The organism is Microbacterium sp. 22179 (genome assembly GCF_052045715.1).
GTDB classification, from domain to species: Bacteria; Actinomycetota; Actinomycetes; order Actinomycetales; family Microbacteriaceae; genus Microbacterium; species Microbacterium galbinum.
The window spans coordinates 19,939-44,865 of the sequence record NZ_JBQEPJ010000003.1 but is presented as its reverse complement, the minus strand read 5'-3'; the positions used below and the strand labels follow the sequence as shown (position 1 = coordinate 44,865).

Annotated in this window: 22 protein-coding genes; 9 read left to right on the top strand and 13 right to left on the bottom strand. The window is 71.3% G+C overall.

The genetic code is table 11. The features are described from left to right. Positions 1-44: 44 nt before the first annotated feature. Positions 45-1,049, bottom strand: a complete 1,005-nt coding sequence (locus ACTJKK_RS07930) for an L-idonate 5-dehydrogenase (protein ID WP_247633930.1) — start codon at positions 1,047-1,049, stop codon at positions 45-47. Next, on the bottom strand, positions 1,046-2,608 hold the full coding sequence (locus ACTJKK_RS07925) for a mannitol dehydrogenase family protein (protein ID WP_440747574.1): 1,563 nt from the start codon (positions 2,606-2,608) through the stop codon (positions 1,046-1,048). The genes ACTJKK_RS07930 and ACTJKK_RS07925 overlap by 4 nt, the downstream gene beginning before the upstream one ends. Before the next feature lie 112 nt (positions 2,609-2,720). On the opposite strand from ACTJKK_RS07925, the gene ACTJKK_RS07920 reads away from it, so the two are divergent. The 4 genes from ACTJKK_RS07920 (at position 2,721) to ACTJKK_RS07905 (ending at position 5,263) form a co-directional block, all read left to right on the top strand. Further along, positions 2,721-3,665: a LacI family DNA-binding transcriptional regulator gene (locus tag ACTJKK_RS07920; protein ID WP_440747573.1), complete on the top strand. Its 945-nt coding sequence runs from the start codon at positions 2,721-2,723 to the stop codon at positions 3,663-3,665. A gap of 99 nt (positions 3,666-3,764) precedes the next feature. Continuing rightward, positions 3,765-4,313 (top strand): hypothetical protein, encoded by a 549-nt coding sequence (locus ACTJKK_RS07915; protein ID WP_440747858.1) that lies wholly within the window; start codon positions 3,765-3,767, stop codon positions 4,311-4,313. Between the two features lie 4 nt (positions 4,314-4,317). Continuing rightward, positions 4,318-4,911 (top strand): TetR/AcrR family transcriptional regulator, encoded by a 594-nt coding sequence (locus tag ACTJKK_RS07910; RefSeq protein WP_440747572.1) that lies wholly within the window; start codon positions 4,318-4,320, stop codon positions 4,909-4,911. Positions 4,912-5,050: 139 nt separating this feature from the next. After that, positions 5,051-5,263: a DUF6458 family protein gene (locus ACTJKK_RS07905; RefSeq protein ID WP_247624641.1), complete on the top strand. Its 213-nt coding sequence runs from the start codon at positions 5,051-5,053 to the stop codon at positions 5,261-5,263. Positions 5,264-5,404: 141 nt separating this feature from the next. Here ACTJKK_RS07905 and ACTJKK_RS07900 read toward each other — a convergent pair whose 3' ends face one another. The 4 genes from ACTJKK_RS07900 to ACTJKK_RS07885 form a co-directional block, all read right to left on the bottom strand. Then, positions 5,405-5,581 carry a hypothetical protein gene (locus tag ACTJKK_RS07900; RefSeq protein WP_247633935.1) on the bottom strand — a complete coding sequence of 59 codons (177 nt, stop codon included), beginning with the start codon at positions 5,579-5,581 and terminating at the stop codon, positions 5,405-5,407. Positions 5,582-5,694: 113 nt separating this feature from the next. After that, on the bottom strand, positions 5,695-6,645 hold the full coding sequence (locus ACTJKK_RS07895) for a hypothetical protein (protein WP_440747571.1): 951 nt from the start codon (positions 6,643-6,645) through the stop codon (positions 5,695-5,697). A 105-nt stretch (positions 6,646-6,750) separates the two neighbouring features. Then, positions 6,751-7,221 carry a DUF3995 domain-containing protein gene (locus ACTJKK_RS07890; protein WP_440747570.1) on the bottom strand — a complete coding sequence of 157 codons (471 nt, stop codon included), beginning with the start codon at positions 7,219-7,221 and terminating at the stop codon, positions 6,751-6,753. 94 nt (positions 7,222-7,315) lie between these two features. After that, entirely contained in the window at positions 7,316-8,137 is an 822-nt protein-coding gene (locus ACTJKK_RS07885) for an endo alpha-1,4 polygalactosaminidase (protein WP_440747569.1), read from the bottom strand. A gap of 105 nt (positions 8,138-8,242) precedes the next feature. On the opposite strand from ACTJKK_RS07885, the gene ACTJKK_RS07880 reads away from it, so the two are divergent. Together ACTJKK_RS07880 and ACTJKK_RS07875 are read left to right on the top strand one after the other, a co-directional pair. Further along, positions 8,243-8,812: an NADPH-dependent FMN reductase gene (locus tag ACTJKK_RS07880; protein ID WP_247624645.1), complete on the top strand. Its 570-nt coding sequence runs from the start codon at positions 8,243-8,245 to the stop codon at positions 8,810-8,812. Between the two features lie 124 nt (positions 8,813-8,936). After that, a complete protein-coding gene (locus tag ACTJKK_RS07875; protein ID WP_440747568.1) occupies positions 8,937-11,141 on the top strand; it encodes a glycoside hydrolase family 10 protein in 2,205 nt (734 codons plus the stop codon). Between the two features lie 224 nt (positions 11,142-11,365). Here the strand turns inward: ACTJKK_RS07875 and ACTJKK_RS07870 are convergent, their stop codons facing one another. From ACTJKK_RS07870 to ACTJKK_RS07860, 3 genes are read right to left on the bottom strand one after another with little or no spacing between them, the layout of a single operon-like run. Then, positions 11,366-12,775, bottom strand: coding sequence for an MFS transporter (locus ACTJKK_RS07870; RefSeq protein WP_440747567.1), 1,410 nt, complete (start codon positions 12,773-12,775; stop codon positions 11,366-11,368). A 49-nt stretch (positions 12,776-12,824) separates the two neighbouring features. Next, positions 12,825-13,982 carry a carboxylate-amine ligase gene (locus ACTJKK_RS07865; protein WP_440747566.1) on the bottom strand — a complete coding sequence of 386 codons (1,158 nt, stop codon included), beginning with the start codon at positions 13,980-13,982 and terminating at the stop codon, positions 12,825-12,827. Positions 13,983-13,991: 9 nt separating this feature from the next. Then, on the bottom strand, positions 13,992-14,258 hold the full coding sequence (locus ACTJKK_RS07860) for a DUF7218 family protein (RefSeq protein WP_247624649.1): 267 nt from the start codon (positions 14,256-14,258) through the stop codon (positions 13,992-13,994). A gap of 154 nt (positions 14,259-14,412) precedes the next feature. On the opposite strand from ACTJKK_RS07860, the gene ACTJKK_RS07855 reads away from it, so the two are divergent. Further along, positions 14,413-14,577 carry a hypothetical protein gene (locus tag ACTJKK_RS07855; RefSeq protein ID WP_247624650.1) on the top strand — a complete coding sequence of 55 codons (165 nt, stop codon included), beginning with the start codon at positions 14,413-14,415 and terminating at the stop codon, positions 14,575-14,577. 100 nt (positions 14,578-14,677) lie between these two features. Here ACTJKK_RS07855 and ACTJKK_RS07850 read toward each other — a convergent pair whose 3' ends face one another. The 3 genes from ACTJKK_RS07850 to ACTJKK_RS07840 form a co-directional block, all read right to left on the bottom strand. Beyond that, positions 14,678-14,884 carry a CsbD family protein gene (locus ACTJKK_RS07850; RefSeq protein ID WP_440747565.1) on the bottom strand — a complete coding sequence of 69 codons (207 nt, stop codon included), beginning with the start codon at positions 14,882-14,884 and terminating at the stop codon, positions 14,678-14,680. 111 nt (positions 14,885-14,995) lie between these two features. Continuing rightward, positions 14,996-16,681, bottom strand: coding sequence for a DUF222 domain-containing protein (locus ACTJKK_RS07845; protein WP_440747564.1), 1,686 nt, complete (start codon positions 16,679-16,681; stop codon positions 14,996-14,998). A gap of 525 nt (positions 16,682-17,206) precedes the next feature. Continuing rightward, positions 17,207-18,091 (bottom strand): LysR family transcriptional regulator, encoded by an 885-nt coding sequence (locus ACTJKK_RS07840; RefSeq protein WP_247624653.1) that lies wholly within the window; start codon positions 18,089-18,091, stop codon positions 17,207-17,209. Positions 18,092-18,236: 145 nt separating this feature from the next. Between ACTJKK_RS07840 and ACTJKK_RS07835 the strand changes: the two genes are divergently transcribed. Together ACTJKK_RS07835 and ACTJKK_RS07830 are read left to right on the top strand one after the other, a co-directional pair. Further along, positions 18,237-21,713: a bifunctional proline dehydrogenase/L-glutamate gamma-semialdehyde dehydrogenase gene (locus ACTJKK_RS07835; protein ID WP_440747563.1), complete on the top strand. Its 3,477-nt coding sequence runs from the start codon at positions 18,237-18,239 to the stop codon at positions 21,711-21,713. A gap of 279 nt (positions 21,714-21,992) precedes the next feature. Then, positions 21,993-22,478 (top strand): FBP domain-containing protein, encoded by a 486-nt coding sequence (locus tag ACTJKK_RS07830; protein WP_247624655.1) that lies wholly within the window; start codon positions 21,993-21,995, stop codon positions 22,476-22,478. Positions 22,479-22,563: 85 nt separating this feature from the next. On the opposite strand, the gene ACTJKK_RS07825 is transcribed toward ACTJKK_RS07830, so the two are convergent. Then, positions 22,564-24,828, bottom strand: a complete 2,265-nt coding sequence (locus ACTJKK_RS07825) for a beta-glucosidase family protein (protein WP_440747857.1) — start codon at positions 24,826-24,828, stop codon at positions 22,564-22,566. Positions 24,829-24,927: the final 99 nt, after the last annotated feature.

The window sequence follows — 24,927 nt, the reverse complement described above, 5'->3', positions numbered from 1 at the left end:
GGGGGTGTCGGATGCGGCGGGGCCGCGGGTAACGGGAGAGAGCGCTAGAGGGCGAGCAGCACCTTCGCGGAGGCGGAGGAGTCGCGCGCGATCGTGAACGCGTTCACGGCATCGGATGCCGGGAGCACGTGCGAGATCACGGGGTCGAGAGCATCCGACTCCGCGAGCATGCGCACGGCGTCGTCGATCTCGGTCGAGAAGCGGAACGCGCCGCGGATCGTGAGCTCCTTGGCGAGCAGCGGCGCGAGGTTCACGCCGATGTCGGAGTTCGGGAGCATGCCGACCTGCACGATCGTTCCGGTGCGACGGGTGGCGCGCACGGCCTGGGTGAGGGCGACGCCCACGCCCGAGCACTCGAAGACGATGTCGTACGACTCGTTCTCGATCGTGTCGCGCCCGACGAGGGCGACCTCGGTCGCGCCGAGCGCCTGCGCGCGGTCGAGGGGCTCGGTGCGCACGTCGCTCGCGCCGACGACGCCGGCACCGGCGTGCACGGCCGCGGCGACCACCAGCAGCCCGATGGGCCCGGCGCCGATCACGAGCACGCGCTTGCCGCTGACATCGCCCGCGAGACCCACGGCGTGCAGCGCGACGGCCAGGGGCTCGGCGAGTGCGGCGCGCTCGAGCGGCAGGCCGTCGGGCAGCACGCGGATCATGTGCTCCTCGACGATCAGGTACTCGGACGCCCCGCCCTGACGGTGCGGGTTCGCCGCGGCGCTGCCGAGGTAGTCGCCGCCGGGGCGCAGGTGCGGGCGATCCTCGAGGCCGGGGGCGGATGCTCCGTAGCGGGCGGGGTGCACCGTCACCGGAGTGCCCGGGGCGAGGCGACCGGAGGGGTCGAGGTCGACGACGCCGGAGAGCTCGTGTCCGGGCACCAGGGGCTCGCGGATCGTGTACTCGCCGTTGGCGCCGTGGAAGTAGTAGTGCAGGTCGGATCCGCAGATGCCCACGAAGCCGACGCGCAGTCGCACCTCGCCCGCACCGGGCTCCGGGATCTCCCGGTCGTCCCAGCGGATGTCTTCCTTGCCGTGGATGACGAGCGACTTCATCGGCGGGCCTCCTTCGTGGCGTTCGTGGCGTTCGGATCGGTCGGGTCGTTCTCGAGCATGCCCTCTTCCGTGGCGGAGAGGACGTCGGCGATCGCAGCGTCGACGCCGCTGCGACGGATCGTGTCGACCAGTTCGCCGACGCGTGCGGCGAAGGCGTCCTGGTGGGCGAGCTCGCTGCCGAACAGACGGTGGTCGATGATCACGCGGCGGGCGAGGTCGACGCCGTCGCGTGCCCCTGACGCCAGCACGGCGAGGCGCTCGCGGGCGGGGTCGGTCATCGCGGCCGCGTGCACGCCGGGGTCGAAACCGCCGAGCGGGGCGTGGCACGACAGGTAGCCGGCGACCGTGAGGGCGATGAGGTGCGGCATCCGCCCCTGTCCGAGCGCGAGGAGCGCGGGCTCCGGGATGCGCTGGCGCAGCTTCACCGAGCCGTCCGATCCCACCTGGCGGGTCTGGTGCCCGAGGGCGCTGTTGCCCCAGCGCTCGAACAGCTCGGCCTCGTAGGCGCGGATGTCGACACCGGTGGGCACGTCGACCGACGGCTCGTATTCGCTGCGCATGACGCCGCGCGCGGCATCCGCGATCCGGTCGATGCCGATCGCCTCGGGGATCGTGCCGACCCCGCGCAGCGCGCCGAGGTAGGCGATGAGCGAGTGCGTGCCGTTGAGGAGGCGCACCTTCATCTGCTCGTAGCGGGCGACCTCCGAGGTGAAGACGGCGCCGCCGGCCTCCCAGGCCGGGCGTCCGCCGGCGAATGCGTCTTCGATGGCCCACATCGTGAACGGCTCGCCCGGCACCGGGATGGCGTCGACCGCGCCGAGGAGGCCGGTGACCTCGTCGCGCAGTCGCGCGGTGGTCGACGGCACGATGCGGTCGACCATGCTCGAGGGGAAGGTGACGGCGCGGTCGAGGTAGTCGAGGGCGTCGGATGCTTCGCCGCCGGGCAGAGCCTGCAGGAACTCGCGCACGAGCTTCTCGGTGTGCTTGCCGTTCGCGGCGAGGTTGTCGCAGCTGAGGATCGAGATCGGTTCGCCGCCGGCGCGGGCGCGGGCCTGGAGTCCGCGGGTGAGCTGGCCGATCGTCGACCGCGGCGCGCCGCCCTGCAGGTCGGCGCGCACGGTCTCGTCGTCGAGGTCGAGGTGCTCGGTGGCGGGGGAGTAGCTGTAGCCGTTCTCGGTGACGGTGAGCGTGACGATGCGGATGCCGGCGTCGGCGATGTGGGCGACCACGCGCTCGGGCTCGTCGCCGGCGACGAAGGCGTCGGTGTGCACGCCGGGGATCGCGAGGCTGGTGCCGGCGGGGGAGATGGTGGCGACCGAGTAGAGGAGGTCCTGCGCGTGCATCGCGTCGACGACGGTGCGCGAGCGGGAGGCGGCACCGATGATGCCCCAGTCCCCGCCGTCCTGGGCGATGGCGGCGGCGGTGTACATCGCCTGGTGCGCCCGGTGGAAGCTGCCGAGACCCAGGTGCAGGATGCCGGTGCCGGTGGGGGTGACCAGCGGAGCGGTGGCCGCGGGGGTGGCGCGGCTCAGGATCCGGAGATCGGCGTTGATCGTCATGTAAAGCAGTGTGTATGAGTTGTACAAACTTGTCAAGCCCGTTTCATGGTGGGGATCGTGCCATAGGATTACGGCAACCGGAGGGGTGGACGTGGCAGCGACATTGACGGACGTGGCGAAGCGCGCAGGCGTATCGATCGCCACGGCATCGCGCGCCTTCGGAGAACCCGACCGCCTCGCCCCCACCACCCGCGAGCGCGTGCTCGAAGCCGCCGCCGACCTGGGCTACGCGAACCCCCAGGCGGGCACCGCCACCCGCACCTTCGGCGTGATCGTGCCCGACGTCGCCAACCCCGTCTACGGCAAGCTCCTGAAGGCGATCCAGGGCCAGGCGTGGCACGGGCGCCATCGCATCGTGCTGTTCGACGCCGACGAGGACCTGCGCCGCGAGCGCGAGCAGATCGAACAGGCCCGCAAGCTCGACGGCATCCTGCTCTGCTCTCCGCGCCTGCCCGATGCCGACGTCACAGCCCTCATCGGCGGCACCCCCTCGGTCGTCGTCAACCGGCAGATCGACGGCATCCCCAGCGTGCTCATGGATGCCGAGCACGGCCCCGCGCAGGCGATCGAGCACCTCTTCGCGCTCGGGCACGAGCACATCGCCTACGCCTCCGGTCCCCGCGGTTCGTGGGCGGACGCCCGTCGATACGACACCATCGAGCGCGCGTGCGGTCATCACGGCATCCGTCTCACCCGGCTCAGCCACCACGAGGCGTCGATCCAGGGAGGCCGCGCTGCCGCCGCCCTCGCCGCGGCCAGCGGGGCGACCGCCGTCGTCGCCTACAACGACCTCGTCGCGATCGGCCTCGAGGCGGGGCTCCTCGACCTCGGACTCACCTGCCCCGACGACGTGAGCCTGGTCGGCATCGACGACATCGATCTCGCCGGCGCCGTGACCCCGGGCCTCACCACCGTGCAGATGCCGATCGAGCGCAGCGGCGCTCTCGGTGTCGACCTGCTGCTGCAGGCGATCGCGGGCGCCGTGGTCGGAGAGGCCGCGACACTCAGCTCGCAGCTCATCGTGCGGGCCTCCACCGCCGCGCCCCGCCGGGCGTAGGCCTCAGGCGTCGGTGCGGTACCGGCCGCTGTTTACCGACGTTTTAGTACGACTGTGCTAACTTAACGCCATGAGTACATGCACCCCGGGTCCGCGCCGATGATCCTCGTCGCCATCATCGCCTGCGAGATCGCGTTCTGGGTCGCGATCGTCGCCGGCCTCGTCGCGCGGTATCCGCTCCGCCGGCCGAGGCTCGGCGTCGGATTCCTCGTCGCCGCACCGCTCATCGATCTCGTGCTCCTGACGCTCGTCGCGGTCGACCTCCTCGGCGGAGCGACGGCATCCTGGCACCACGGTCTCGCCGCCCTCTACATCGGCATCTCGATCGCCTACGGGCATCGGATGATCGCGTGGTTGGACGCGAAGTTCGCGACGCGGTTCCGCGGGGCGCCGCGCCGTGCTCCGCTCACGGGAGCGGCGTACACGGTGGCCTGCTGGAAGGACGTGGCGCGCACCGCGCTCGCGGTCGCCATCGCGGCCGCGATCCTCGGGGGACTCATCGCCATCGTGGCGGCTCCCGACCGCACGGCCGAGTTGCTCGGGTTCTTCCGGATCCTCGGCATAGTCCTGGCGGTCGACGTGATCTGGGCCGTCAGCTACACGCTCTGGCCGAAGAAGGCGCCCGCGGAGGCCGCCCCGGTACGGTGAGGACATGCCCAAGCTGATCGACCACGCGCAGCGCGACCGTGAGATCGGCGAGGCGGCGATGCGCGTCCTCGCGCGGGACGGCCTCGTCGCGCTCTCGGTGCGGAAGGTCGCCGAGGAGGCGGGGCTCGCGACGGCATCCCTTCGCCGCGCCTTCCCGACGCAGGCGGCCCTGCGGTCGTTCTGCCTGGACGGGATCCGCTCCGCTGTCGCCGATCGCCTGCGGCGCCTCGACGGTGACGGTGGGCGCCGCGTGATCGCGATGCTCGAGGAACTTCTCCCTCTCGACGAGGTGCGGCGCACCGAGCTGATGGTCCAGCTCCAGCTGGGCAGCCTGGCGCTGACCGACGGCTCGCTGGCTCCCTCGGTGCGCGAGCTCAGCGGCGGGGTGCGGCGGGTGTGCGACGCCGCCATCGCAGAACTCGTGCGTGCGGGCGAGGTGCCCGCGTCGGTCGACGCCGCCTTCGAGGGCGACCGTCTCCACGCGCTGCTCGACGGGCTCGCGCTGCGTCTGCTGTGGAGCACGGACTCCGATGCGGGTGCTCGCGCGCGGGCCGTGCTGGAACGGCACTTCCGGATGCTCGGGCGCGGAGACGGGTGAGCCGCGGTCTCCGTGAATGCGGAGCCGTCGTCGCGGGGCGCCCCGACGCCTGCGCCGAAGTCAAGCCCTTTCCGGAGCCCGGGGTATTCCGGGAGCATGAAGCGCGACGGCATCGTCGGATGCCGGAAGGAGCACTCTCATGAGCATCGGAACCGGAATCGTCCTCTTCGTGATCGGCGCGATCCTCGCGTTCGCACTGAACGTGCAGCTGGACTGGGTGAACCTCGACCTCGTCGGCTACATCCTCATGGCCGCCGGAGCGATCACGGCCATCATCGGAATCATCGTCATGGTCTCCCGTCGCGGTCGCACCCGTGGCACGACGACGGTCGTCGAGGACGACCGTATCTGACCCTCGGCACCCTCGCGGTGCCGCTCGGGTACGTCGAGACCCCCCCGTCGTCGAGACCCACCGCCCCGCGCGTTGCGAGCGGTGGGTCTCGTCGCGCTCGGTGGGTTTCGACGAGATGCGGGGCGTAGCGCGGCGCGGCGCTCAGCGCTCGAGGCTGTCGCTCTGATCGAGCGGATCCTGCTCCCCGTCGTGCGGGCTGTCGTGATCGGAGCCCTCGTCGGCCGTGAAGACCTTGCCGTCGTCGGCGGGTTCGGCGGCGGCATCCGCGGCGGCGTCGTAGGGACCGCTGTCGTCGGGATACGCTTTCGGGTCGCTCATGGGGTGTCCTCTCGTCGACGGGCCGCCGGTCGATCCGGGCGGATGCCCAGCCTCGCGCATCGTCTCGATCGGCACCCGCCCGTTGACACGCGGACGAAAGGGTGTCGCTCGCCTCAGTCGCGCGGGGCCGCGAACTCGATCACCCGTGTCGATCGCTCGTCCGGGGTCCAGACACCTGCGGCGATGCGGCCGGGGGCGAGAGGGGTGAGCGATTCGATCTCCGCGTCATCGCCGAGCAGCTGCGACAGGTCGACCCGCACGGCGGAGTCGAGCGCCGAACCGGTGAGCACGAGCGCGTCCTCCGGTGCGACGAGCGCCGCCCGGTCATCGTCGACCCAGCAGGCGGCGAGCCCGAAACCGTACTCCGCATCGATGTCGGCGGCCGACACCTGACCGACCTCGTCGAGTGACGGCCACGCGAACACCCGGGCGGTCTCGGGATCGCTCGGGTAGGGAGCCATCAGCAGCCGGTCCCCGGCGGCGCGGAACCCGGCGATCACCGGGTCGTGTCCTGAGAGGATCTCGGTCAGCCGCAGCTGCGCCCCCGTCGGGCCGGAGACGTCGACATCGACGCGGAGGGCGAGGCATCCGTCCTGCCCCATCGCGAGCTCGATCACGGCGACCGGATCGGTCGGATGCCGGTGCACGACGGCCATCGCATCGTCGGCGTCGACGGCCTGCTCATCGAGCAGCGCCCCCGTCGCGTGGTCGAGCAGCAGCACCCGATGCCCGCCGTCGTCACCCGGCGCGGTGGCGACGACGAGATCGCCGACGAACGCGGCGGCGTCGATCGAGAGGCCCGCGACCGTGACGGTGTCGTCGCCGACGAGGACGGTGTCGCCGCCGGCGGTGAGCACCAGGCGATCGAGGGCGGATGCCGCGCGCACACGCACCTCGTCGGTGAGCGCGAGAGCCCGGCCGTTCACCTCGCTCAGCTGATCGTCGAGCAGCCGAACCGCGCCCTCGTTCCAGCGGGCGAACCACCGGCGTCCGTCCTGTTCGCCGGCGTCCGCGAGGTCGGGCAGTTCTTCGAGGATCGCGATCACGCGTGCATCCGTGGTCATGTCCCCACCGTATCGGCGCGGCCCGCAGTCTCGCCGCTGCGTGGTTCCTGAGCGAGCGCAGCGCCCCGGACTTGAGCGAGCGCGGCGGTACGAAGGGCTCCTCGTTCAAGAACCGCGGGTGCCCGCTCCCCGCCGAATCCGGCCTCGGCTGCTCGGCGTCGAGACCCAGAGTGAAATGCCCATGAGGGCGGAGAAGGGTCGGTACCAGCGCGCGTCGAGCCGGCGGAATCGGGTGCCGGCGGGAGGAAGTCTGAGCGCTGTGAGCGCAGCCCCGCCTCCGAGGAGAGCGCGAGCGAGGAAGGCGGCAGCGATTCCGTGCAGCGCGAGACGCACCGGCCGTCCCGACCCGAGAGCGCCGGCGGTGAGGAGCGCCGCGCCGGCCGCACCGGCCGCGACGACGGCGGTCGGCGCGGCGGACGGCATCTCGACGGACTGGCCGACGACGGCTTCTGCAAGTTCCTCGGAGCTCGTCGCGGGCCAAGGGGACCCGCTTGCCCAGATCGCGTGCAGTGCGGCGATCGAAGCCAGGCCTGTCGCGCCGACGACGCGCGCGAGGAGACGAACTCCGGAGTGCATGGGAGACAGGCTAGGTCGAATCATCGCGTGCGATCGCTCGAACCGCGAGGAATGTGGGTGTCCACACCGCGCGGCGCGGCCCGCACCGAAGAGGTCAGCCGGCACAGGTCTCGAACACGTACGCCTCGTCGTCGGCGGTCACGAGGTTCCGGTCGCGCAGCACCATCGAGGCGGGCGACTCGTCGTCGGCGCACATCTCGGCGAAGGTGCGGGGCAGCTCGTCGCTGTACTCGATGTCGATCACGGCCTCGCCGTAGACGTCGGTGTACGCCGAGCACTCCTCGTAGGCGGCGCACTCCTCGGTCACGGCGAAGTCGAATCCTGCCTCGTCTCGCAGCACCGCGGCATCCTCGGCGGCGTTCTTCTGGCCGGCGGCGAGACCGGCACCGTGCGCGGCGTCGACGAGCAGTGTCGCGAGGGCGAGGTTCCCCTCGAGGGTGAGGGCGCCGTCGGACCGGGTGTACGAGTCGAGGTTGTCGAATTCGACCGCGTCGAACCCGGCATCCGCGCATCCCTCGATCCACGGGGTGACCAGGGTGGCGATGCGCTCGCGCTGCGCGGGCGTCGAGGTGTCGACGAGAGCCTCGTCGGGCCAGTCCGGGTCGAAGACCGGCGCGCCGTCGCGCTGCAGCAACAGGTCGTCGTCCCAGAGGTCGAGTTCGCCGGGCTGCGTCTGGAATCCGTTGACGTAGCAGATCGAGTACACGCCGTCGGCGGGCTCGGCCGCGCGATCGCGCCCGACGATCCCGACCCCGGATGCCGGTGCGTAGGCGCCGCCCAGCTGGTAGTCGGGCGCGGCGCCGGCGGGTGGCACGCTGAAGGATCCGGATGCCGGGGCGTCCGTCGTGGCGCACCCCGTGAGCGCGGCGACCGTCAGCACAGCGATCGTGAGAGCGGAGGCGGGGCGGGCGCGCATGTGAGCAAATCTACTGGGCGATCCTGCTCGGACGATTCGGGAATGCGGAGGCCGCGGACGTGGTTTCATGTTCATGCAATTGCATGTAATTGGGAAGGACCCCTCATGACCACCACGTACGACGTCGGCTTCCTCGTCGGCAGCATCTCCTCGACCTCGATCAACCGTCGCCTGTCGAAGGCGCTCGTGAAGCTCGCGCCGCAGGCGGGCCTGAACCTCACCGAGATCCCGCTCGTCGACCTGCCCTTCTACTCGGCCGACAACGACGGTGCGATCCCGGCCGAGGCCGCGTCGTTCAAGAAGGCGATCGAGGCCTCCGATGCGATCATCGTCATCACCCCCGAGTACAACCGCTCGGTGCCGGGCGTGCTGAAGAACGCGCTCGACACCGCGAGCCGTCCGTGGGGCCAGAACAGCTTCGCCGGCAAGCCGTCCGCCGTGATCGGCGCCTCGGTCGGCGCGATCGGTACCGCCGTCGCGCAGCAGCACCTGCGCTCGATCCTCTCCTTCCTGGCGTCGCCGGAGCTCGCGCAGCCGGAGGCCTACGTGCACATGCGCGAGGGGCTCATCACCGATGACGGCGAGGTCACCGACGAGTCGACGACCGAGTTCCTCCTCTCGTGGCTCACCGCCGTGCACACGCACATCGCGAAGACGCTCAGCCCCGTCAGCTGATCGCTCCTCTAGAAGGGGCTCGCGGCCATCGGCTGCGGGCCCCTTCTACGTGAGCGGGGGTGGTGATCGGGCGGATGCTGTGGCACGCTGTTAGTTAGTTCCGCTAACAATGCTGAGAGTGGAAATGGTTATCACCGTGAACGCCGAAGTGAACGAGGACTCGATGTTGAGAAGATCCACCGCCGCCGCGACCGCCGCCCTGCTGATGCTCGCCCTCCCGGCCGCGGCCGTCGCCGCCGCCCCCGACGAGGAACCTCTGTACAAGTTCGTGAAGGATGCCTCGGGCGCCTACGGCTACGGCACCGACCCGGTCGAGACCTTCCCGGGCTCGGGGGAACAGGTCGCCATCCCCACCGCGCTCGAGCCCGAGAATCGGCGCTTCTCGAGCGCCTGGGTGGGCACGATCGGCAACCTCAACTTCGGCAAGCCCGCGGATGCCGCCGACTTCGACGCGAAGTACGCCACCGTGCTCGACGAGTTCGCGTCGTGGAACATGAACGCCGTGATCTTCCAGGTGCGTCCGCTGCTCGACGCGTACTACCCCTCGGAGCTCAACCCGTGGTCGGAGTTCCTCGGCGGCCCGCAGGGCACCGACCCCGGCTACGACCCGTTGCAGAAGATGGTCGACGCGACCCACGCCCGCGGCATGGAGTTCCACGCGTGGCTCAACCCCTACCGGGTCACCAACACCAAGATGACCGCGCCCGCGATCCTCACGGCCCTCGGTCTCACCGCCGACGAGGTCAAGGCCCTCACGATCCCGGAGTACATCGCCGCGCTCAACGGCGCCGGCATCCTCGCCGACGACAACTTCGCGGTGCAGCATCCCGACTGGGTGCTGTCGTTCGAGGAGAAGCTCTTCCTCGACCCGGGGCAGCCCGAGGTGCCCGCGTACGTCGCGGCATCCGTCGCCGAGATCGTCGAGAACTACGACGTCGACGCGATCCACTTCGATGACTACTTCTACCCGTATCGGATCACCGTCGACGGCGTGAACGTGTTCTTCGGCGCCCAGGGCGAGGATCGCGCGACCTTCGAGGAATTCGGGCTCACGGCCGGCTACCCCGACACGCAGGACGGGATCGAGGCCTGGCGTCGCGATAACATCACCGGTCTCGTCACGCAGGTGGCGGGCGCGATCGACGCGCACAACGCGGAAGCCGGCACCGCCGTGCAGCTGGGCATCAGCCCCTTCGGCATCTGGGAGCACAAAGCCCTCGACCCCGCCGGGTCGAACACCCCGGTCGGGTCGTCGCAGACCTACAGCAACGCCGTCTTCGCCGACACCCGCGGCTGGGTGCAGGACGAGCTCATCGACTACCTCACCCCGCAGATCTACTGGAGCTTCGACCAGGCGGCAGCCCCTTACGGGGAGCTCGCGCAGTGGTGGAGCGATGCCGCGGCCGAGAGCCGCACCCAGATCTACGTGGGGCACGCGCTCTACAAGCACGTCAACAACGGCGGCTGGGAGGCCGCGTGGATGAACCCCGAAGAGGTTCCGAACCAGATCCGCTTCAACCAGAAGCTCGAGGGCATCGACGGCAGCGTGCTGTTCAGCTACAACGACATGAAGCCGAGTGACATCGCCGCGCTGCCCGCCGACCAGCAGCCCCGGAACCAGGCGAAGAACACCGCGATCGAGCTGTTGAAGGGCGAGGCGTTCGCGCACCCGACGATCGTGCCCGCGAAGCCGTGGCTGTCCGACGGTGCGGTCGCGTCGCCCGCGGATGTGGCAGTCGACGATGGCGCCCTCGTCTGGGCGGCCGGTGATGCGGCGGAGGCCCGGCAGTACGCGATCTACCGCGGCACGGGGACGGCCGAGGAGATCGTGGCCGCTCCGGGGACGCTGGTCGACACCGTGTGGGCCGGGGGTGCGGGGGAGTTCGCGTATCCGCTGCCCACGGGTGCCGGTGATGCGGATGCCGGTGGTGCGGGTGTCGGCGATGCGGACGCCGCGGATTCGGATGCCGCGGCGCGCGCGGCGGGGGAGAGCTGGGTCGTGACCGCACTGGACGCGGCGGCCGTCGAGAGCGCGCCGGTCGCGGTCGCGGATGCCGTGGACCCGGTCGATCCGGTGGATCCGGTGGATCCGGTGGACCCGGTGGATCCTGTCGACCCTGTGGATCCGGGCACCCCCGGAAACGGCTCGGGCTCGGGCTCCGGCTCCGGAACGGGGTCGGGCGGGGCATCCGATGCAGGCACCCAGGATGATCTGGCGACGACCGGCGGGGACGTGCCGGCCGCCGCCCTCTTCCTGGCCGGCGGGTTGCTCGCCGCCGGTGCCGCGACGGCGGGCGCAGCTGCACTGCGCCGCCGTCGCCGCGCCTGAGCGTCACCCCGCTTGCGGGATCGACGGGTCGCTGCCCCGGTTCTCCGGGCCGGCCTGTCGATCCCGACGTGCGGATGAGGCGGTGGCGTCGCTTCGGAGATCTGCGGAATCCCGCAGGGAATCGGTCGCGTTCGTGCGAAATGGGTGCAGATCTCCGGGATCCTGCGCGGGCGGGCAGGCCTGAGTCACGCGGCAGAGCGTGGTCCAGGCAGGCAGAGCCTGCCTCAGGCCGCGGGTGCTGCCGGGGACGGGGCGGATGTCGGGGTCGCGGCGTCTTCGACCTCGGCGGGATTGCGGCGGATGCCGATCCACGACACGATCGCGCCGAGCACGAGCAGCGCGGCGGTGACCCAGGCGGCGCTGTGGAACCCGTCGAGGTCGAGCATGCCGCCGACGATCGTCGACAGCATCGCGACGACGAGGAGGCCGGCGACGCGCGAGACGGCGTTGTTGACGGCCGAGGCGATGCCGGAGTGCTCCTGATCGATTGCGCCGAGGATCGCGGCGGTCAGCGGGGCGACCGTGAGTGCGAGGCCGAGACCCGTCACGATCATGGCCGGCAGCACCTGCCACCAGTAGTCGAAGTCCTCGGCGACGAGCAGCAGCATGAGGGCGCCGACGGCCATGATCGCGGGGCCGACCGTCATGAAGATGCGCGGACCGAATCGCCCGGCCCAGGCGCCCGCCCGCGAGCTGACGAGGATCATCAGGATCGTCATGGGCAGGCTCGCGAGACCGGCGGCGGTGGCGCTGAGCCCCGCGCCCTGCTGCAGGTAGACGCCCACGACGAATCCGTTGAGCGAGAGCGCGGCGTAGACGAAGAAGGTGGCGAGGTTGCCCCAGCCGAAGTCGCGCACGCGGAAGAGCCACAGCGGCATGAGCGGTGAGGCCGAGCCCCGCTGCCGCAGCAGGAACCACGCGAACAGGGCGGCCCCCACGATGCCCGGGATCCAGATGGCGGGGGAGCCCCAGCCGTAGTTGGGCTGCTCGATGAGCGCGAACACCACGGCGCCGAGGCCGATCGCGCACAGCGCTCCGCTGACCCAGTCGACGCGGCGACCGCTCGGCTTCTCGGCCAGCCTCAGCCGCGACAGCAGGATCAGGTTCAGGGCGATCGGCAGCACGTTGATGAGGAACACGAAGCGCCACGACAGGTAGTCGACGAAGAGTCCGCCCATGAGCGGGCCGACCAGCTGCGCGGCCGTCGTGAACGCCGTCCACACTCCGATCGCGCGCGCCTGCACATCGGAGCGCATGGTCGCGGTGATCAGGGCGAGCGAACTCGGAACCAGCAGCGCGCCCGCCGCGCCCTGCGCCGCGCGGGCGATGATGAGCACCAGCGGGTCAGGGGCCGCGGCGACCGCGATCGAGGCGATTCCGAAGGCGATGAGCCCCACGCGCATCACCAGCACGCGGCCGTAGGCGTCGGAGACCGACCCCGCCAGCAGGATCAGCGCGCTCAACGTGATGAGGTACGCATCGACCACCCACTGCTGGGTCGTGATGCCGCCGCCCAGCTCGCGGCTGATCGCGGGCAGCGCGACGTTCACGACGGTGCCGTCGAGGAACGTCACGAAAGACGCGAGGACCGCGATCGAGATGACCAGGCGCTGGAGGCCGGAGAAGGATGCCACAGGCGAAGGCTACTCCCGGCCACGGACGTGGAGGGCGGATGCCGGGAACTCACTCCTCTTCGGTGGATCTTGTGGTGGATCTTGTGGTGGATCTTGCGGGGGACTCCTTGGCGGGCTCCGCGGCGAAGTCTCCGGTGAAGTCTCCGGTGTCGCTCCCCGCGAGGTGCAGCCGTCGGAGGCCGCGCAGGCCGTCGTGCGCGTGGGCGCGGAGCTGGCGCTCGGCGCCCGTTCCCTCCCTCCGGAGGCGGTCGATGTGGGCGGTGACGAACTCCGCGTCGCCGAGCTGCTCGAGCGCGTGCCGCACGACGTCGAGCAGCCGGTGCGTCGCGGCCCAGGCATCCGTCGTCTCGCCCGTCATGGGATCGGTGATCGTCGCTGCCATGCCGTGCCGCGCGGCCACCCAGAGCCCGGCGTCGATCTGCTCGACCGGGGTGGCCGACGCCGGGCCGTCGTGGGCCACCACGATCGCGCGGGTGAGGGCCGCCGCGAAGAGCGTGTCGTCGATCGAGAGCTGCGCGTCGCACACGCGCGACTCGACCGTGGGGAAGCGGTCCGAGAGCCGCGCCGCCCACGACAGCGACGACCGTTCGGGGATCGCGGAGAGCGCGATCAGTCGATCCACCTGCCCCTCGTAGTCGGCGAGGTCGTGGAACCAGGGCGGCGTCCACGTCGCGGGCAGGCGACGGATCAGGATGCTGCGCCAGCTCGCGAAACCTGTCGCGGCCCCTTCGGCGAAGGGGCTGTTGCCGGTGAGGGCGAGCAGCACCGGCAACCAGCCGCGCAGACGGTTGAGTGCCCGCACGCGCTCCTCGGCATCCGCGACCTCGACGTGCACGTGCAGCCCGTTCACCTCGTGGCCTCGTGAGATCGCGCCGAGCTGCGCCGAGACGCGGTCGTAGTGCGGCGACGCGGAGATCGTCGCGCGTCCCGTGGTGTTGAACGGCGTGCCGGATGCGGCGATCACGGCGTCCAGCGGGGCGGCGTGCGCCGCGAGTGCAGCGCGCAGGTTCCGCAGTTGCGCCGCAGCATCCGTCATCGACGAGAGGGGATCGGTGACGCACTCGAACTGCGAGGTGAGGAACTCGGGCAGGATCCGCCCGCCGCCCTCGGGTGCGAGCCGTTCCCGGGTGCCATCGGCCATGGCCAGCGGCACGAGCGTGCTCCGGTCGACCAGCAGGAACTCCTCCTCGATGCCGAAGCGCGTCACCGAGACCGCCTAGTGGTTCCGCAGCATCGAGATGAGCTCGGCCTTGCGCTTGCCGCTGTAGCCGGTGATTCCGAGCTCCTTCGCTCGGGCGCGCAGCTCGGACACCGTCCAGTCCTCGTAGTCGCCGCTCTCCCCGCCGCGTCTGCCGACGGCTTTGCGGCCGTCACGGGCGGCCGCGTTCGATATGCGGGCGGCCTTCTCCTTCGAGGCACCGTCGTCGCGGAGCTCTTCGTAGAGTTCCGGATCCTTCAGTGAACTGTTGCGTCGTCCGGGCATGATGCCGTCCTCTCCTCTGTTTCCCTGGGCATTTCGGATTCCCTTGGCATTCCGGAGGTGTCCGCGTCAACCCCCTCTGCCCCGGCGGGCGTCGACCCCTAGCGTGAGGGTTACAGCAATTCGGGGCGCCCGCCTCGAACAGAAGGGAAGAACGATGAACATCCTCCTCATCATCGTCATCGTCATCGCCGTGATTCTCGCGATCACCGGAGGACTCGTGCAGTCTCTGCAGTTCCTCCTGTGGGTGGGCCTCGTGCTCCTCGCTATCGCCGTGATCGCATGGCTCATCCGATCGATCACCGGCAGTCGCCGCAGCTAGACCAGAAAGAGGAGGCCCGCCCGAGTGGCGGGCCTCCTCTGTGTCCGGACGTCGTGCCGGAGGGCAGGAACCCCGCTCCGAGGAGCGGGGTTCTTCGGTCTCAGCGGTCGAACGCGTCCTTGACGTTCTCGCCGGCCTTCTGCGCGGCGTCCTTGACGTTCTCGCCCGCCTGCTTGGCAGAGGCCTTCGTCTGGTCTACGCGACCTTCGGCTTCGAGGCGCTCGTTGTCGGTGAGCTTGCCCGCGCCCTCCTTGGCCTTTCCGGCCAGCTTCTCGGCGTTGTTCTTGATGTCGTCTCCCGCGCTCATGGCGTCTTCCTCTCCTTGTGGGGATCGTTGGAATGGCCACCCTCGCACCGCCCGCGCGAGGCGACCACGGGATTGACAACCAGTCGGACGCGTGACAGGTCGCGCGCTCGTTCATGCGCGCATCGGTGTTCGAGTTCGCTTTCTCGCTGCAGTGGCGGTGGCCGTGGCGGTGGCAGTCGCAGTCCGCGGTGCGGTCCGGGGTGCGGGTCGTGGTGTTCGCCATTTTTGGTGGGGGTCCCACCATGCGGGTCCGCGGACGTGGGGTGTGCCGTTGTGCATGCGGATGCTCCAGCCGGAGGTGTCGAGGGTGCGGTGGTGGTGCCAGCAGAGGGTGACGCCGTTGTCGGTGCTGGTGGGTCCGCCGCGGGAGTGTTCTGTGACGTGGTGGATCTCGCACCAGGCCGCGGGGACGTGGCATCCGGGGATGAGACATTCCTTGTCGCGGAGGGTGATCGCCCGGCGTTGGTGGACAGTGAACACCCGGTCGGTGGAATCGATTCCGATGATGCGCCCGTCGGGGTTGGAGACCACACGTTGAATCGTGCCGCCGCAGGCGGTGTGTCGGGCCGTCGCGAGGGAGACCGGGGTGTCGATGCCGTCGACGTGCGCCCATCCCCGCCCGGTCGCGTAGTCCTCCGCAGTCACCGACACAACGAGGGTCGGGGCTGCACCGCCGAGGGAGGGCATGTCACTGTGGCGGGCGGCGATTCCGAGGGCGGCGGCGAGGGCGTCGTGTTGCTTCTGCGCCCGGGACCGGCCATCGACCATCCCACCAGGGTCACCCGAGGGCAGGGCATCGTCGGACGGCAGAGCGTTGCCGTTGACCCGGGGAAGCGGTTCACCGAGCAGGGCGTCATCGACCGAGCCCATCGTCGCTCGCTCAGCGGAGGGGACGAACCGCACCCCACTGGCGCCTTCGCTTCCCGGGGCGCTCGTCACTGGCATGGGTGGTCCGTCGACTTTCGGGTTCAGGTACGCGTCCCAGATGCGTTGCAGCTGCCCCGCCGTCTCGGGCAGCAGCGACCCTCGGATCGGGATCATCCCGTCCTTGACCCGGCCGAGGACGATCCCGCGGGCGCGCATCGCGCGCTCTTCGGCGGGTTCCGCGCCGTCGGGGTCGAGGTAAGTGACGATCACCCGCGACAACAACCGGAGGTCCTCGGGAGTCGCCGGCGGCGCGGAGTCCCCACGGTGCTCCGTTCCCGGGCCGCCGCCGGAGTCTGCGCCCTCTCCGGCATCTACCTCACCGTCGCCCTCCACACTCCCGCCACCGTCGCCCTCGGCAGCGACGAGACCACGCGCGTACTCCGCCAACTCGGCGTCCGCCCGCAAACGGTCCGCCGCACCGATCCGCGCCCCGGCCTGCTCCACGGGGCCGGTCGCGGCGAGCAGCCCCGCGACCCCGACGGCCCCGTCCAGTAACGCTTCCCGCAGGGTCGGCCAGCGGGCGGGAAGCAGCGCACCGGAGGAGAAGTCCAGCTCCCGCCGGACGACCTTCCCCGCTTTCACGACCCGTGCCGCCCCGGCCGCGTCCGTGCGGAGGACTCGTTGGACGAGTTCGTTCATCGTCCGGCATCCGAACAGGCCACAGAACGCCAATTCCCCTGATCCGGCCGGGCGTTGATCGACGGATCCGACCGTTTCCACGATGACCGCATCCACCCGCCGAGCGACTTCTCCCGCGGCGCGGAGGACCTGCATCTTCTCGGCATCCGTCAGCCCCGCCACGACATCGGCGCGCAGCACCGCGGCCAGGTCGGCGGCGACCCGGCCCAGGAGTTCGGCGGTGCTGTTCATGCGTCTCAGTCCACCAGCAGCCACCGACATTCCGACACGAAAAACCCAGGCCACAGCCAGTATCGACGCGATCGGTGGAGAACTCCGAACAACACGACACCGGTGCAGAACGAGTGCACACGGGCGGGGCCCTTCGGCAAGCTCAGGGACCCAGTTCGTGCGGCCATGCTGCGGCCCTTCGTCTCGCTGCGCTCGCTCAGGGACCGCGGCCGCCCACGGGCCGGGGCCCTTCGACAAGCTCAGGGACCCAGCTCGTGCGGCAATGCGGCGGCCCTTCGTCTCGCTACGCTCGCCCGGGAACCATGGCCGCCCACGGGGCGGGGCCCTTCGGCAAGCTCAGGGACCCAGTTCGAGCGTGGCGCATCATCTCGCTGCTCGCTCGCGTCGTGGGAGCCAAGCCCGCCCGCCAGCCCAGTGCCCGCCAGCCCAGTGCCCGCCAGCCCAGTGCCCGGCAACGCACGCCCGCACGCCCACCCCGCCCCACCCGCCCAGCACCCGCCGTCAGCCCCGCCGTCAGCCCCGCCGTCAGCGCGGTTCGTGGGCGGCCAGCGCATCGGCCAGCGCGTCGCGCACCGCCGTGATCGCCGCATCGTCGCGCGACGACGCGCGGGTGGCGGCGAAGATCTCGCGCACGGGCGACCCGGGCAGCTCCCGCAGGCTCACCGTCGTCCGCCCTCCGGTCCACACGAGATCGGGCAGCATCGCGACGGCATGACCGGCGGCGACGAGCCGGGCGTGCGACACGAGATCCGTGGCCTCGAAGCGCACGTCGGGCTCGAACCCCGCGGCCCGGCACTGCTGCACGGCCCATCGCCGCACCGCGGCGCCCTGGGGCTCGAGCACCCACGCCCGATCGCGCAGGTCCTCCAGCCCGTGCGCGGCATCCCCGCGGGGTACGGCCAGTCGGATCGGATCGACGCCGAGCAAGGTGCGGTCGATCCCCTCGGCGATCTCCCGCGTGTGGCCGGGGTATTGCTCGGCGACGACCAGGTCGAACGCCCGGGCCTGCAGCTCGAAGAGAGCGATCTCGGGCGGCAGCTCCACCATCTCGAGGCGGAGCCCCGGCATCCGTTCGGCCAGCAGCGAGAGCGCCGGAGGCACGAGAGCCTCCGCGGCCGTGGGCATGACGGCGATGCGCACTTGCGCCGGCGCCTCCTCCGACAGTTCGGCGCGGGCGGCCTCGTCGAGTTCGAGCGCGCGCGCGGCGTGCGCGGCGAGCAGGCGGCCACGCGCGGTGAGGCGCACCCGCCGGCCGTCGGGTTCGAGCAGAGCGACCCCGGCCTCGCGCTCGAGCTGCGCGAGCTGCTGCGAGACCGTCGAGGGGCTGAACGACAGGGCGGCGGCGACATCGGCGATCGTGCCGCGCAGGTGCAACTCGTGCAGTAGGCGCAGGCGGCGCAGCTCGAACACGGAGACCTCCCGAAAGCATCGAAGACATCGAACAGTACCCATCGTAAACGTTCGCTTTTCATAACGGATGCCGCGCCCCACACTGAGAGTCGCACCCACCCGCGCGCGTGCTCGGCGTACGAGCTCAGACGAAGAGGACCCCCCGATGACGCAGACCACTCCCGAGACCGCCACTTCCGAGACGGCCCCGGCCGAGACCGCCCCGACCGGCAGCGCAGAGCTCGCCGCCCTCGCCGACGACGCGGTCGCGCTCGTCCAGCGCTGGCTCGTCGAGAGCCGCGAGGTGCCGGCCGACACCGCCGCCAAGCGCCTCGCCGGTGTGCTGAGCGACCCGAACGGCCTCGACTTCACGGTCGGCTTCGTCGACGGCGTCGTGCGCCCCGAAGACCTCAGGGTCGCGGCCGCCAACCTCCGCGACCTCGTGCCGCTCACCCCGGCGTTCCTGCCCGGCGCGCTGCGCGGGCTCATCAAGCTCGGCGGCGCACTCGCCCCCGCGTTCCCCGGCATCGTCGTGCCGATCAGCCGCCGGGTGCTCCGCGGCATGGTGCGCCACCTCATCGTCGACGCCACCGACGCGAAGCTCGGCAAGGCCATCACGCGCATCAAGTCGACCGACGGCGTGCACCTCAACGTCAACCTGCTCGGCGAGGCGATCCTCGGCGAGGAGGAGGCCGCGCGCCGCCTCGACGGCACCCGTCGCCTGCTCGAGCGCAGCGACGTCGACTACGTCTCGATCAAGGTCTCCTCCACCGTCGCCCCGCACAGCCCCTGGGCCTTCGACGACGCGGTCGCGCACGCCGTCGACGCCCTCGCCCCGCTGTACCGCATCGCCGTGAAGCGCGGCAAGTTCATCAACCTCGACATGGAGGAGTTCAAGGACCTCGACCTCACGATCGCGGTCTTCACGACGATCCTCGAGCGCGAGGAGTTCCGCTCGCTCGAGGCCGGCATCGTGCTGCAGGCCTACCTGCCCGACGCCCTCGGTGCGATGATCCGCCTGCAGGAGTGGTCGGCGGCCCGCACGGCCTCCGGCGGTGCGCCGATCAAGGTGCGCGTCGTCAAGGGCGCGAACCTGCCCATGGAGCGCGTCGACGCCGAGTCGCACGACTGGCCGCTCGCCACCTGGCACAGCAAGGAGGCATCGGATGCCTCGTACAAGGCCGTGCTCGACTACGCCCTGCACCCCGACCGCATCGGCAACGTGCGCATCGGCATCGCCGGTCACAACCTCTTCGACATCGCCCTCGCCTGGCTGCTCGCGAACCGGCGCGGCGCCACCGACGGGATCGAGTTCGAGATGCTTCTCGGCATGGCATCCGCGCAGGCCACCGTCGTGCGCCGCACCGTCGGCTCGCTGCTGCTCTACACGCCGGTCGTGCACCCGGCCGAGTTCGACGTCGCGATCGCGTACCTGATCCGCCGCCTCGAAGAGGGCGCGTCGACCGACAACTTCATGTCGGCCGTGTTCGACCTCGACGAGCAGCCCGCGCTCTTCGCCCGTGAGCGCGACCGCTTCCTCGCCTCGATCGCGTCGATGCCGACCGAGGTCCCCGGCTCGAACCGCGTGCAGGACCGCACGCAGGCAGCGCCCGCCGCCCCGCGCGACGGCTTCGAGAACACCCCCGACACCGACCCGAGCCTCGCCGCGAACCGCGCGTGGGGCGACGGCATCCGCTCGCGCATGGAGTCGTCGACGCTCGGCGACGAGACCGTGCGCACGCACACGCTGTCGGATGCCGCGGCCCTCGACACCGTGATCGCCGAGGCTGTCGCCGCAGGCCATGCCTGGCGTGCGCTCGGCGCCGCCGGTCGTGCCGAGATCCTGCACCGTGCGGGCGATGTGCTCGAAGCCCGTCGCGCCGATCTGCTCGAGGTCATGGGCTCGGAGGCCGGCAAGGTGCTCGAGCAGGGCGACCCCGAGGTGTCGGAGGCCATCGACTTCGCGCACTACTACGCCGAGAGCGCGAAGCGCGCCGAGACCATCGCGGGTGCGGAGCACCGTCCCGTCGGGCTGACCGTGGTCACCCCGCCGTGGAACTTCCCCGTCGCGATCCCCGCCGGTTCGACGCTCGCCGCCCTCGCGGCCGGCTCCCCGGTCGTGATCAAGCCCGCCGCCCAGGCCGCCCGATCCGGCGCGGTCATGGTCGAGGCGCTGTGGGAGGCCGGAGTGCCCCGCGAGGTGCTGCAGTACGTGCAGCTTGAGGAGCGCGAACTCGGCACGCAACTGATCAGCCACCCCGCCGTCGAGCGCGTCATCCTCACCGGCGGATACGAGACGGCCGAGCTGTTCCGCAGCTTCCGCCCCGACCTGCCCCTGCTCGCCGAGACCAGCGGCAAGAACGCGATCATCGTCACCCCCAGCGCCGACCTCGACCTCGCCGCGAAGGACGTCGCCTACTCGGCGTTCGGTCACGCGGGCCAGAAGTGCTCGGCCGCCTCGCTCGTGATCCTCGTGGGCACGGTCGCCGAGAGCGAGCGGTTCCGCCGCCAGCTCGTCGACGCCGTCGGCTCCTACAAGGTCGGCGCCCCCAGCGACGGCTCCAGTCGCATCGGACCGCTCATCGCACCCGCCGAGGGCAAGCTGCTCCACGCCCTCACCACGCTCGAGCCCGGGGAGAACTGGGTGATGAAGCCCCAGAAGCTCGACGACGAGGGGCAGTACTGGCGCCCCGGCATCCGTTCGGGTGTCGCGGCCGGCAGCCCGTTCCACCTCACGGAGTACTTCGGACCGGTGCTCGGCATCATGACGGCGAAGACGCTCGAGGAGGCCACGGCCCTCGTCAACGCGATCGACTACGGCCTCACCTCGGGTCTGCACTCGCTCGACGAGGACGAGGTCGCCCAGTGGCTCGCGACCGTGCAGGCCGGAAACCTCTACGTCAACCGCGGCACCACCGGCGCCATCGTGCAGCGTCAGCCCTTCGGCGGCTGGAAGAAGGCCGCGGTCGGCGCCGGCGCCAAGGCGGGTGGCCCGAGCTACCTCATCGGCCTGTCCGACTGGGTCGACGCCCCGATCGCCGCGGATGCCCCCACCGATGCCCTGTCGAAGGCCGCGCTCGTCGCCGCCGGCGACCTCTCGGGCGAGGATGCGGCCTGGCTCGCCGGCGCGCTGTCGACCGACGTGGCGGCATGGGCCGCGGAGTTCGGCGCCGTGGTCGACGCGACCGGCCTCGAGACCGAGCAGAACGCCCTGCGCTACGACGCCGTGCCCGTCACGGTGCGCATCGAAGACGCGACGACCGTGCACGCGATCCGCGCCCTCGCGGCCGGACTCCGCACGGGAGCCGCGCTCACGGTGAGCGCCGCGGCCGACCTCCCGGCATCCGTCTCGTCGTGGCTGCGCGCCGCCGGCGTCACGATCGCGGTCGAGAACGGCACGGCCTGGACCGCCCGCGCCGCTCGCCTCGCGCAGACCGGTGGACGCATCCGTCTCGTCGGCGGCAGCATGGCCGACACCGCGGCCCGCACCGGCGGCTCCCCGGCCGTCGCCGTGTACGGCCAGCCGGTCGTCACCGCCGGTCGCATCGAGATGCTCCCGTACCTGCGCGAGCAGGCCGTGTCGGTCTCGGCGCACCGCTTCGGCACCCCGCGCCGCTACGAGATCCCCACGCTCACGGCCTGACCCGCGCACGTTCGAAGGCCCGCCCCGTCGTGACGGGGCGGGCCTTCGTCGCGTTCCCCCCGCGTTCCCGGCCCACGCCGCCGGGGCGGGTGTAGGCTCGGCGGGTGATGTTCTCGAGGAGCGCCCGGGTGGCGCAGGCAGGAGCCGCAGGCGCGCACAGCGCCGCGGGCAGAGGCTGACGATCGGCCGGAGGCGGATGCCGTCTCCGGTGCTTCATCGTTCCCTCCACCTCTCGACTCGTCCTTCCGCGGCGAGCATCAGACGAAAGCATCCACTCCCATGCGTCCCATCGACGAGCGTGCAATCCGCGCCTCCTTCCGCAACGCCTCCCGCAAAGAGGTCTCCGACCTGAACCTGCCCGCCGGCTTCGCGGACATCGATTTCGACCGGATCGACTATCTCGGCTGGGTCGACCCCAAGGCGCCGCGTCGCGCCTACGTGATCACCGAGGTGGACGGCGAGTTCACCGGCGCCCTGCTACAGCAGGCCGAGCAGCGCGTGATCGCCCGCGCCCAGTGCTCGTGGTGCGAGGACGTCACGCTCCGCAACGACGTGCAGCTGTTCACCGCGCGCAAGGCCGGGCCGGCCGGTCGCAAGGGCGACACGATCGGCACCCTGGTGTGCGCGAACTTCGGATGCTCCGAGAACGTGCGCCGGCTGCCCCCGCTCGCCTACGAGGGCTTCGACCGCGAGCTCGCCCGCGACCTGCGCATCGTGAAGCTGGGCGAGCACGTGCGCGCCTTCCTCGCCGGCCTCGACGCCTGAGGGAGTCTCGTGCGGGGACGCTTCGACAGGCTCGGCGACCCGCTGTCCGAGCGGGGTCCCTGAGCCTGTCGAAGGGCACCCCCGCTCAGGGGGCCGTGACGATCTCGATGGTCGTCACGGCCTCCTCGTGGTCGCACGCCTCGCCGACCCAGAGACGGATCCGCCCGGGCTCGACCCGGCGCACGCCGTCGCGCCCGGTGAAGGCGAGGCGCTCGGTGGGCACGTCGAACGTGACGCGCCTGCTCTCACCGGCGACCAGCCCGATCCGCTCGAATCCGATCAGCTGAGCCACGGGGCGCACGACGCTCGCGACCTCGTCGTGCGCGTAGAGCTGCACGACGTCGACGCCGTCACGCCCTCCGACGTTGTTCACCTCGACCGCGACGAGGAACGAGGCTCCGGCGACGACCGTCGCATCGGCCTCGATCGCCGTGTGCGTGAACGACGTGTAGCCGAGTCCGAACCCGAAGGGGCGAACGGGTGTGGGGTCGACGCTCGTGATGTCGGTGCGTCCGCCGAGCACGGGGTGCAGGTACGAGTACGGCTGCGCTCCGGCGGAACGCGGCAGCGAGACGGGCAGACGCCCCGACGGGTCGACGCGTCCCGTGAGCAGGCGTGCGAGCGCGGGGGCGCCCTCTTCACCGGGGAAGAACGCCTGCAGCACCGCAGCCGGCCGGCGCGCGGCCGGAGCCTCCTCCGAGACGCGAGCCGCCGCGGGGGAGTTCACGGCGCCGAGACCCGCGGATGCTCCGCCCGGCGTCGCACGCGGCGGCAGCGCCCAGTCCAGGGCGTAGGGGCGACCCGTCATGGCGACGAGCACCACGGGCGTGCCGGTCTCGACGATCGCCTCGACGAGTTCCCGCTGCACGCCCGGCAGATCGAGGGTGTCGACGTCGTTGCCCTCGCCGACCGTTCCGCGGCCGAACAGCCCCGCGCGGTCGCCCACGACGACCACGGCGAGATCCGCGGCTCGCGCGGTGGCGACGGCATCCGCGATGCCGCTGCGGTCGTCGCCTTCGGCGGCGCAGCCGACCGCGTGCGTGACGGTCGCGTCCGGCAGCTCGGCGCGCAGGGCCTCGAGCACCGTCGGCAGGGCGATGCCGGCGGGAGTCGAGGGGTGGTGGGCGAGCACGTGGTTGACGAAGGAGTAGCAGCCCATCAGCGCCTCGGTGCTGTCGGCATTGGGGCCGATCACGGCGATGCGCCTGGTGGCGTCCGCGACCAGGGGCAGGATGCCGTCATTGCTCAGCAGCACGATCGACTCCTCCGCGAGCTCGCGGGCGAGAGCGCGGTGCGCGGGGGAGTCGAGATCGACGGCCGTCGGCGGAGCGGTGGTGAAGTCGGCGTCGAGCAGCCCGAGCTCCTCCTTCTGCGCGAGCACACGACCGACCGCTCGATCGAGCAGCTCTTCGGCGAGCGTGCCCTGGCGCACCTGCGCCGCGAGCGTGGTGTACGCGTCGGGCGAGGGGAGCTCGACGTCGATGCCGGCGGTGAGGGCCAGAGCCGCGGCCTCGGACGAGTCGGCGGCGATGCGGTGCATCGAGCGCAGGAAGTCGACGGCGAAGTAGTCCGACACCACCACGCCGTCGAAACCCCACCGCTCGCGCAGGATGTCGTCGAGGTAGTGCGCGTCGGCCGCCACCGGGATGCCGTCGATGTCGGTGTACGAGTTCATGACGCTGCGCACTCCGCCCTCGCGCACGGCCATCTCGAACGGCGGCAGCAGCACGTCCTCGATCTCGCGCCCACCGGCGTGCACCGGAGCGTGGTTGCGCCCGGCGCGCGACGCCGAGTACCCCACGAAGTGCTTGAGCGTCGCGTGCACGCCCTGCGACTGCATGCCGCGCACGTACGCGGTGCCGATCACGCCGACGACCAGGGGATCCTCGGCGATGCACTCGTCGACGCGTCCCCACCGTGGATCGCGCACGACGTCGAGCACGGGGGCCAGCCCCTGGTGGATGCCGAGCGTGCGCATCGACGAGCCGATCGCCGCGCCCACCCGCTCCACGAGCGCCGGGTCGAACGACGCTCCCCAGGCGAGCGGCGTCGGATACGTCGCCGCCTGCCATGCCGCGAGGCCGGTCAGGCACTCTTCGTGCACGAGCGCGGGAATGCCGAGGCGGGTCTCGCGCTGCAGGCGGGCCTGCTCCGACCACAGCCATGCGGCGCGCTCGCCGGGGTCGACGGGTCGGGTGCCGTAGACGCGCGTGAGGTGGCCGATACCGTGAGCGGTGGCCTCTTCGTAGCGCGTCGAGGTCTTCTTCTCGCCCGCCATCGGGGCGACGACCTCGTCTCCCTGGTCGACCCAGAACCCGACCAGCTGTGCCTGCTTCTCATCGAGGGTCATCTCGGCGAGGAGCGCGGCGACGCGCGGCGAGAGGGGCGGGCGCGGGGTCTGCGTCGACGCGGTGGGCGTCGAGCGCGCGGTGGTGTCGTGTGACACGAT

Excerpts from the sequence above, each read along its gene's own strand:
- ACTJKK_RS07900 (WP_247633935.1), bottom strand. The coding sequence starts at position 5,581 with ATGAGCGACCCGAAAGCGTATCCCGACGACAGCGGTCCCTACGACGCC.
- ACTJKK_RS07880 (WP_247624645.1), top strand. The coding sequence starts at position 8,243 with ATGACCACCACGTACGACGTCGGCTTCCTCGTCGGCAGCATCTCCTCG.
- ACTJKK_RS07895 (WP_440747571.1), bottom strand. The coding sequence starts at position 6,645 with ATGACCACGGATGCACGCGTGATCGCGATCCTCGAAGAACTGCCCGAC.
- ACTJKK_RS07860 (WP_247624649.1), bottom strand. The coding sequence starts at position 14,258 with ATGCCCGGACGACGCAACAGTTCACTGAAGGATCCGGAACTCTACGAA.
- ACTJKK_RS07825 (WP_440747857.1), bottom strand. The coding sequence starts at position 24,828 with ATGACCCTCGATGAGAAGCAGGCACAGCTGGTCGGGTTCTGGGTCGAC.
- ACTJKK_RS07885 (WP_440747569.1), bottom strand. The coding sequence starts at position 8,137 with ATGCGCGCCCGCCCCGCCTCCGCTCTCACGATCGCTGTGCTGACGGTC.
- ACTJKK_RS07855 (WP_247624650.1), top strand. The coding sequence starts at position 14,413 with ATGAACATCCTCCTCATCATCGTCATCGTCATCGCCGTGATTCTCGCG.
- ACTJKK_RS07915 (WP_440747858.1), top strand. The coding sequence starts at position 3,765 with ATGATCCTCGTCGCCATCATCGCCTGCGAGATCGCGTTCTGGGTCGCG.
- ACTJKK_RS07830 (WP_247624655.1), top strand. The coding sequence starts at position 21,993 with ATGCGTCCCATCGACGAGCGTGCAATCCGCGCCTCCTTCCGCAACGCC.
- ACTJKK_RS07925 (WP_440747574.1), bottom strand. The coding sequence starts at position 2,608 with ATGACGATCAACGCCGATCTCCGGATCCTGAGCCGCGCCACCCCCGCG.
- ACTJKK_RS07875 (WP_440747568.1), top strand. The coding sequence starts at position 8,937 with ATGGTTATCACCGTGAACGCCGAAGTGAACGAGGACTCGATGTTGAGA.
- ACTJKK_RS07910 (WP_440747572.1), top strand. The coding sequence starts at position 4,318 with ATGCCCAAGCTGATCGACCACGCGCAGCGCGACCGTGAGATCGGCGAG.
- ACTJKK_RS07850 (WP_440747565.1), bottom strand. The coding sequence starts at position 14,884 with ATGAGCGCGGGAGACGACATCAAGAACAACGCCGAGAAGCTGGCCGGA.
- ACTJKK_RS07905 (WP_247624641.1), top strand. The coding sequence starts at position 5,051 with ATGAGCATCGGAACCGGAATCGTCCTCTTCGTGATCGGCGCGATCCTC.
- ACTJKK_RS07930 (WP_247633930.1), bottom strand. The coding sequence starts at position 1,049 with ATGAAGTCGCTCGTCATCCACGGCAAGGAAGACATCCGCTGGGACGAC.
- ACTJKK_RS07845 (WP_440747564.1), bottom strand. The coding sequence starts at position 16,681 with ATGAACAGCACCGCCGAACTCCTGGGCCGGGTCGCCGCCGACCTGGCC.
- ACTJKK_RS07835 (WP_440747563.1), top strand. The coding sequence starts at position 18,237 with ATGACGCAGACCACTCCCGAGACCGCCACTTCCGAGACGGCCCCGGCC.
- ACTJKK_RS07890 (WP_440747570.1), bottom strand. The coding sequence starts at position 7,221 with ATGCACTCCGGAGTTCGTCTCCTCGCGCGCGTCGTCGGCGCGACAGGC.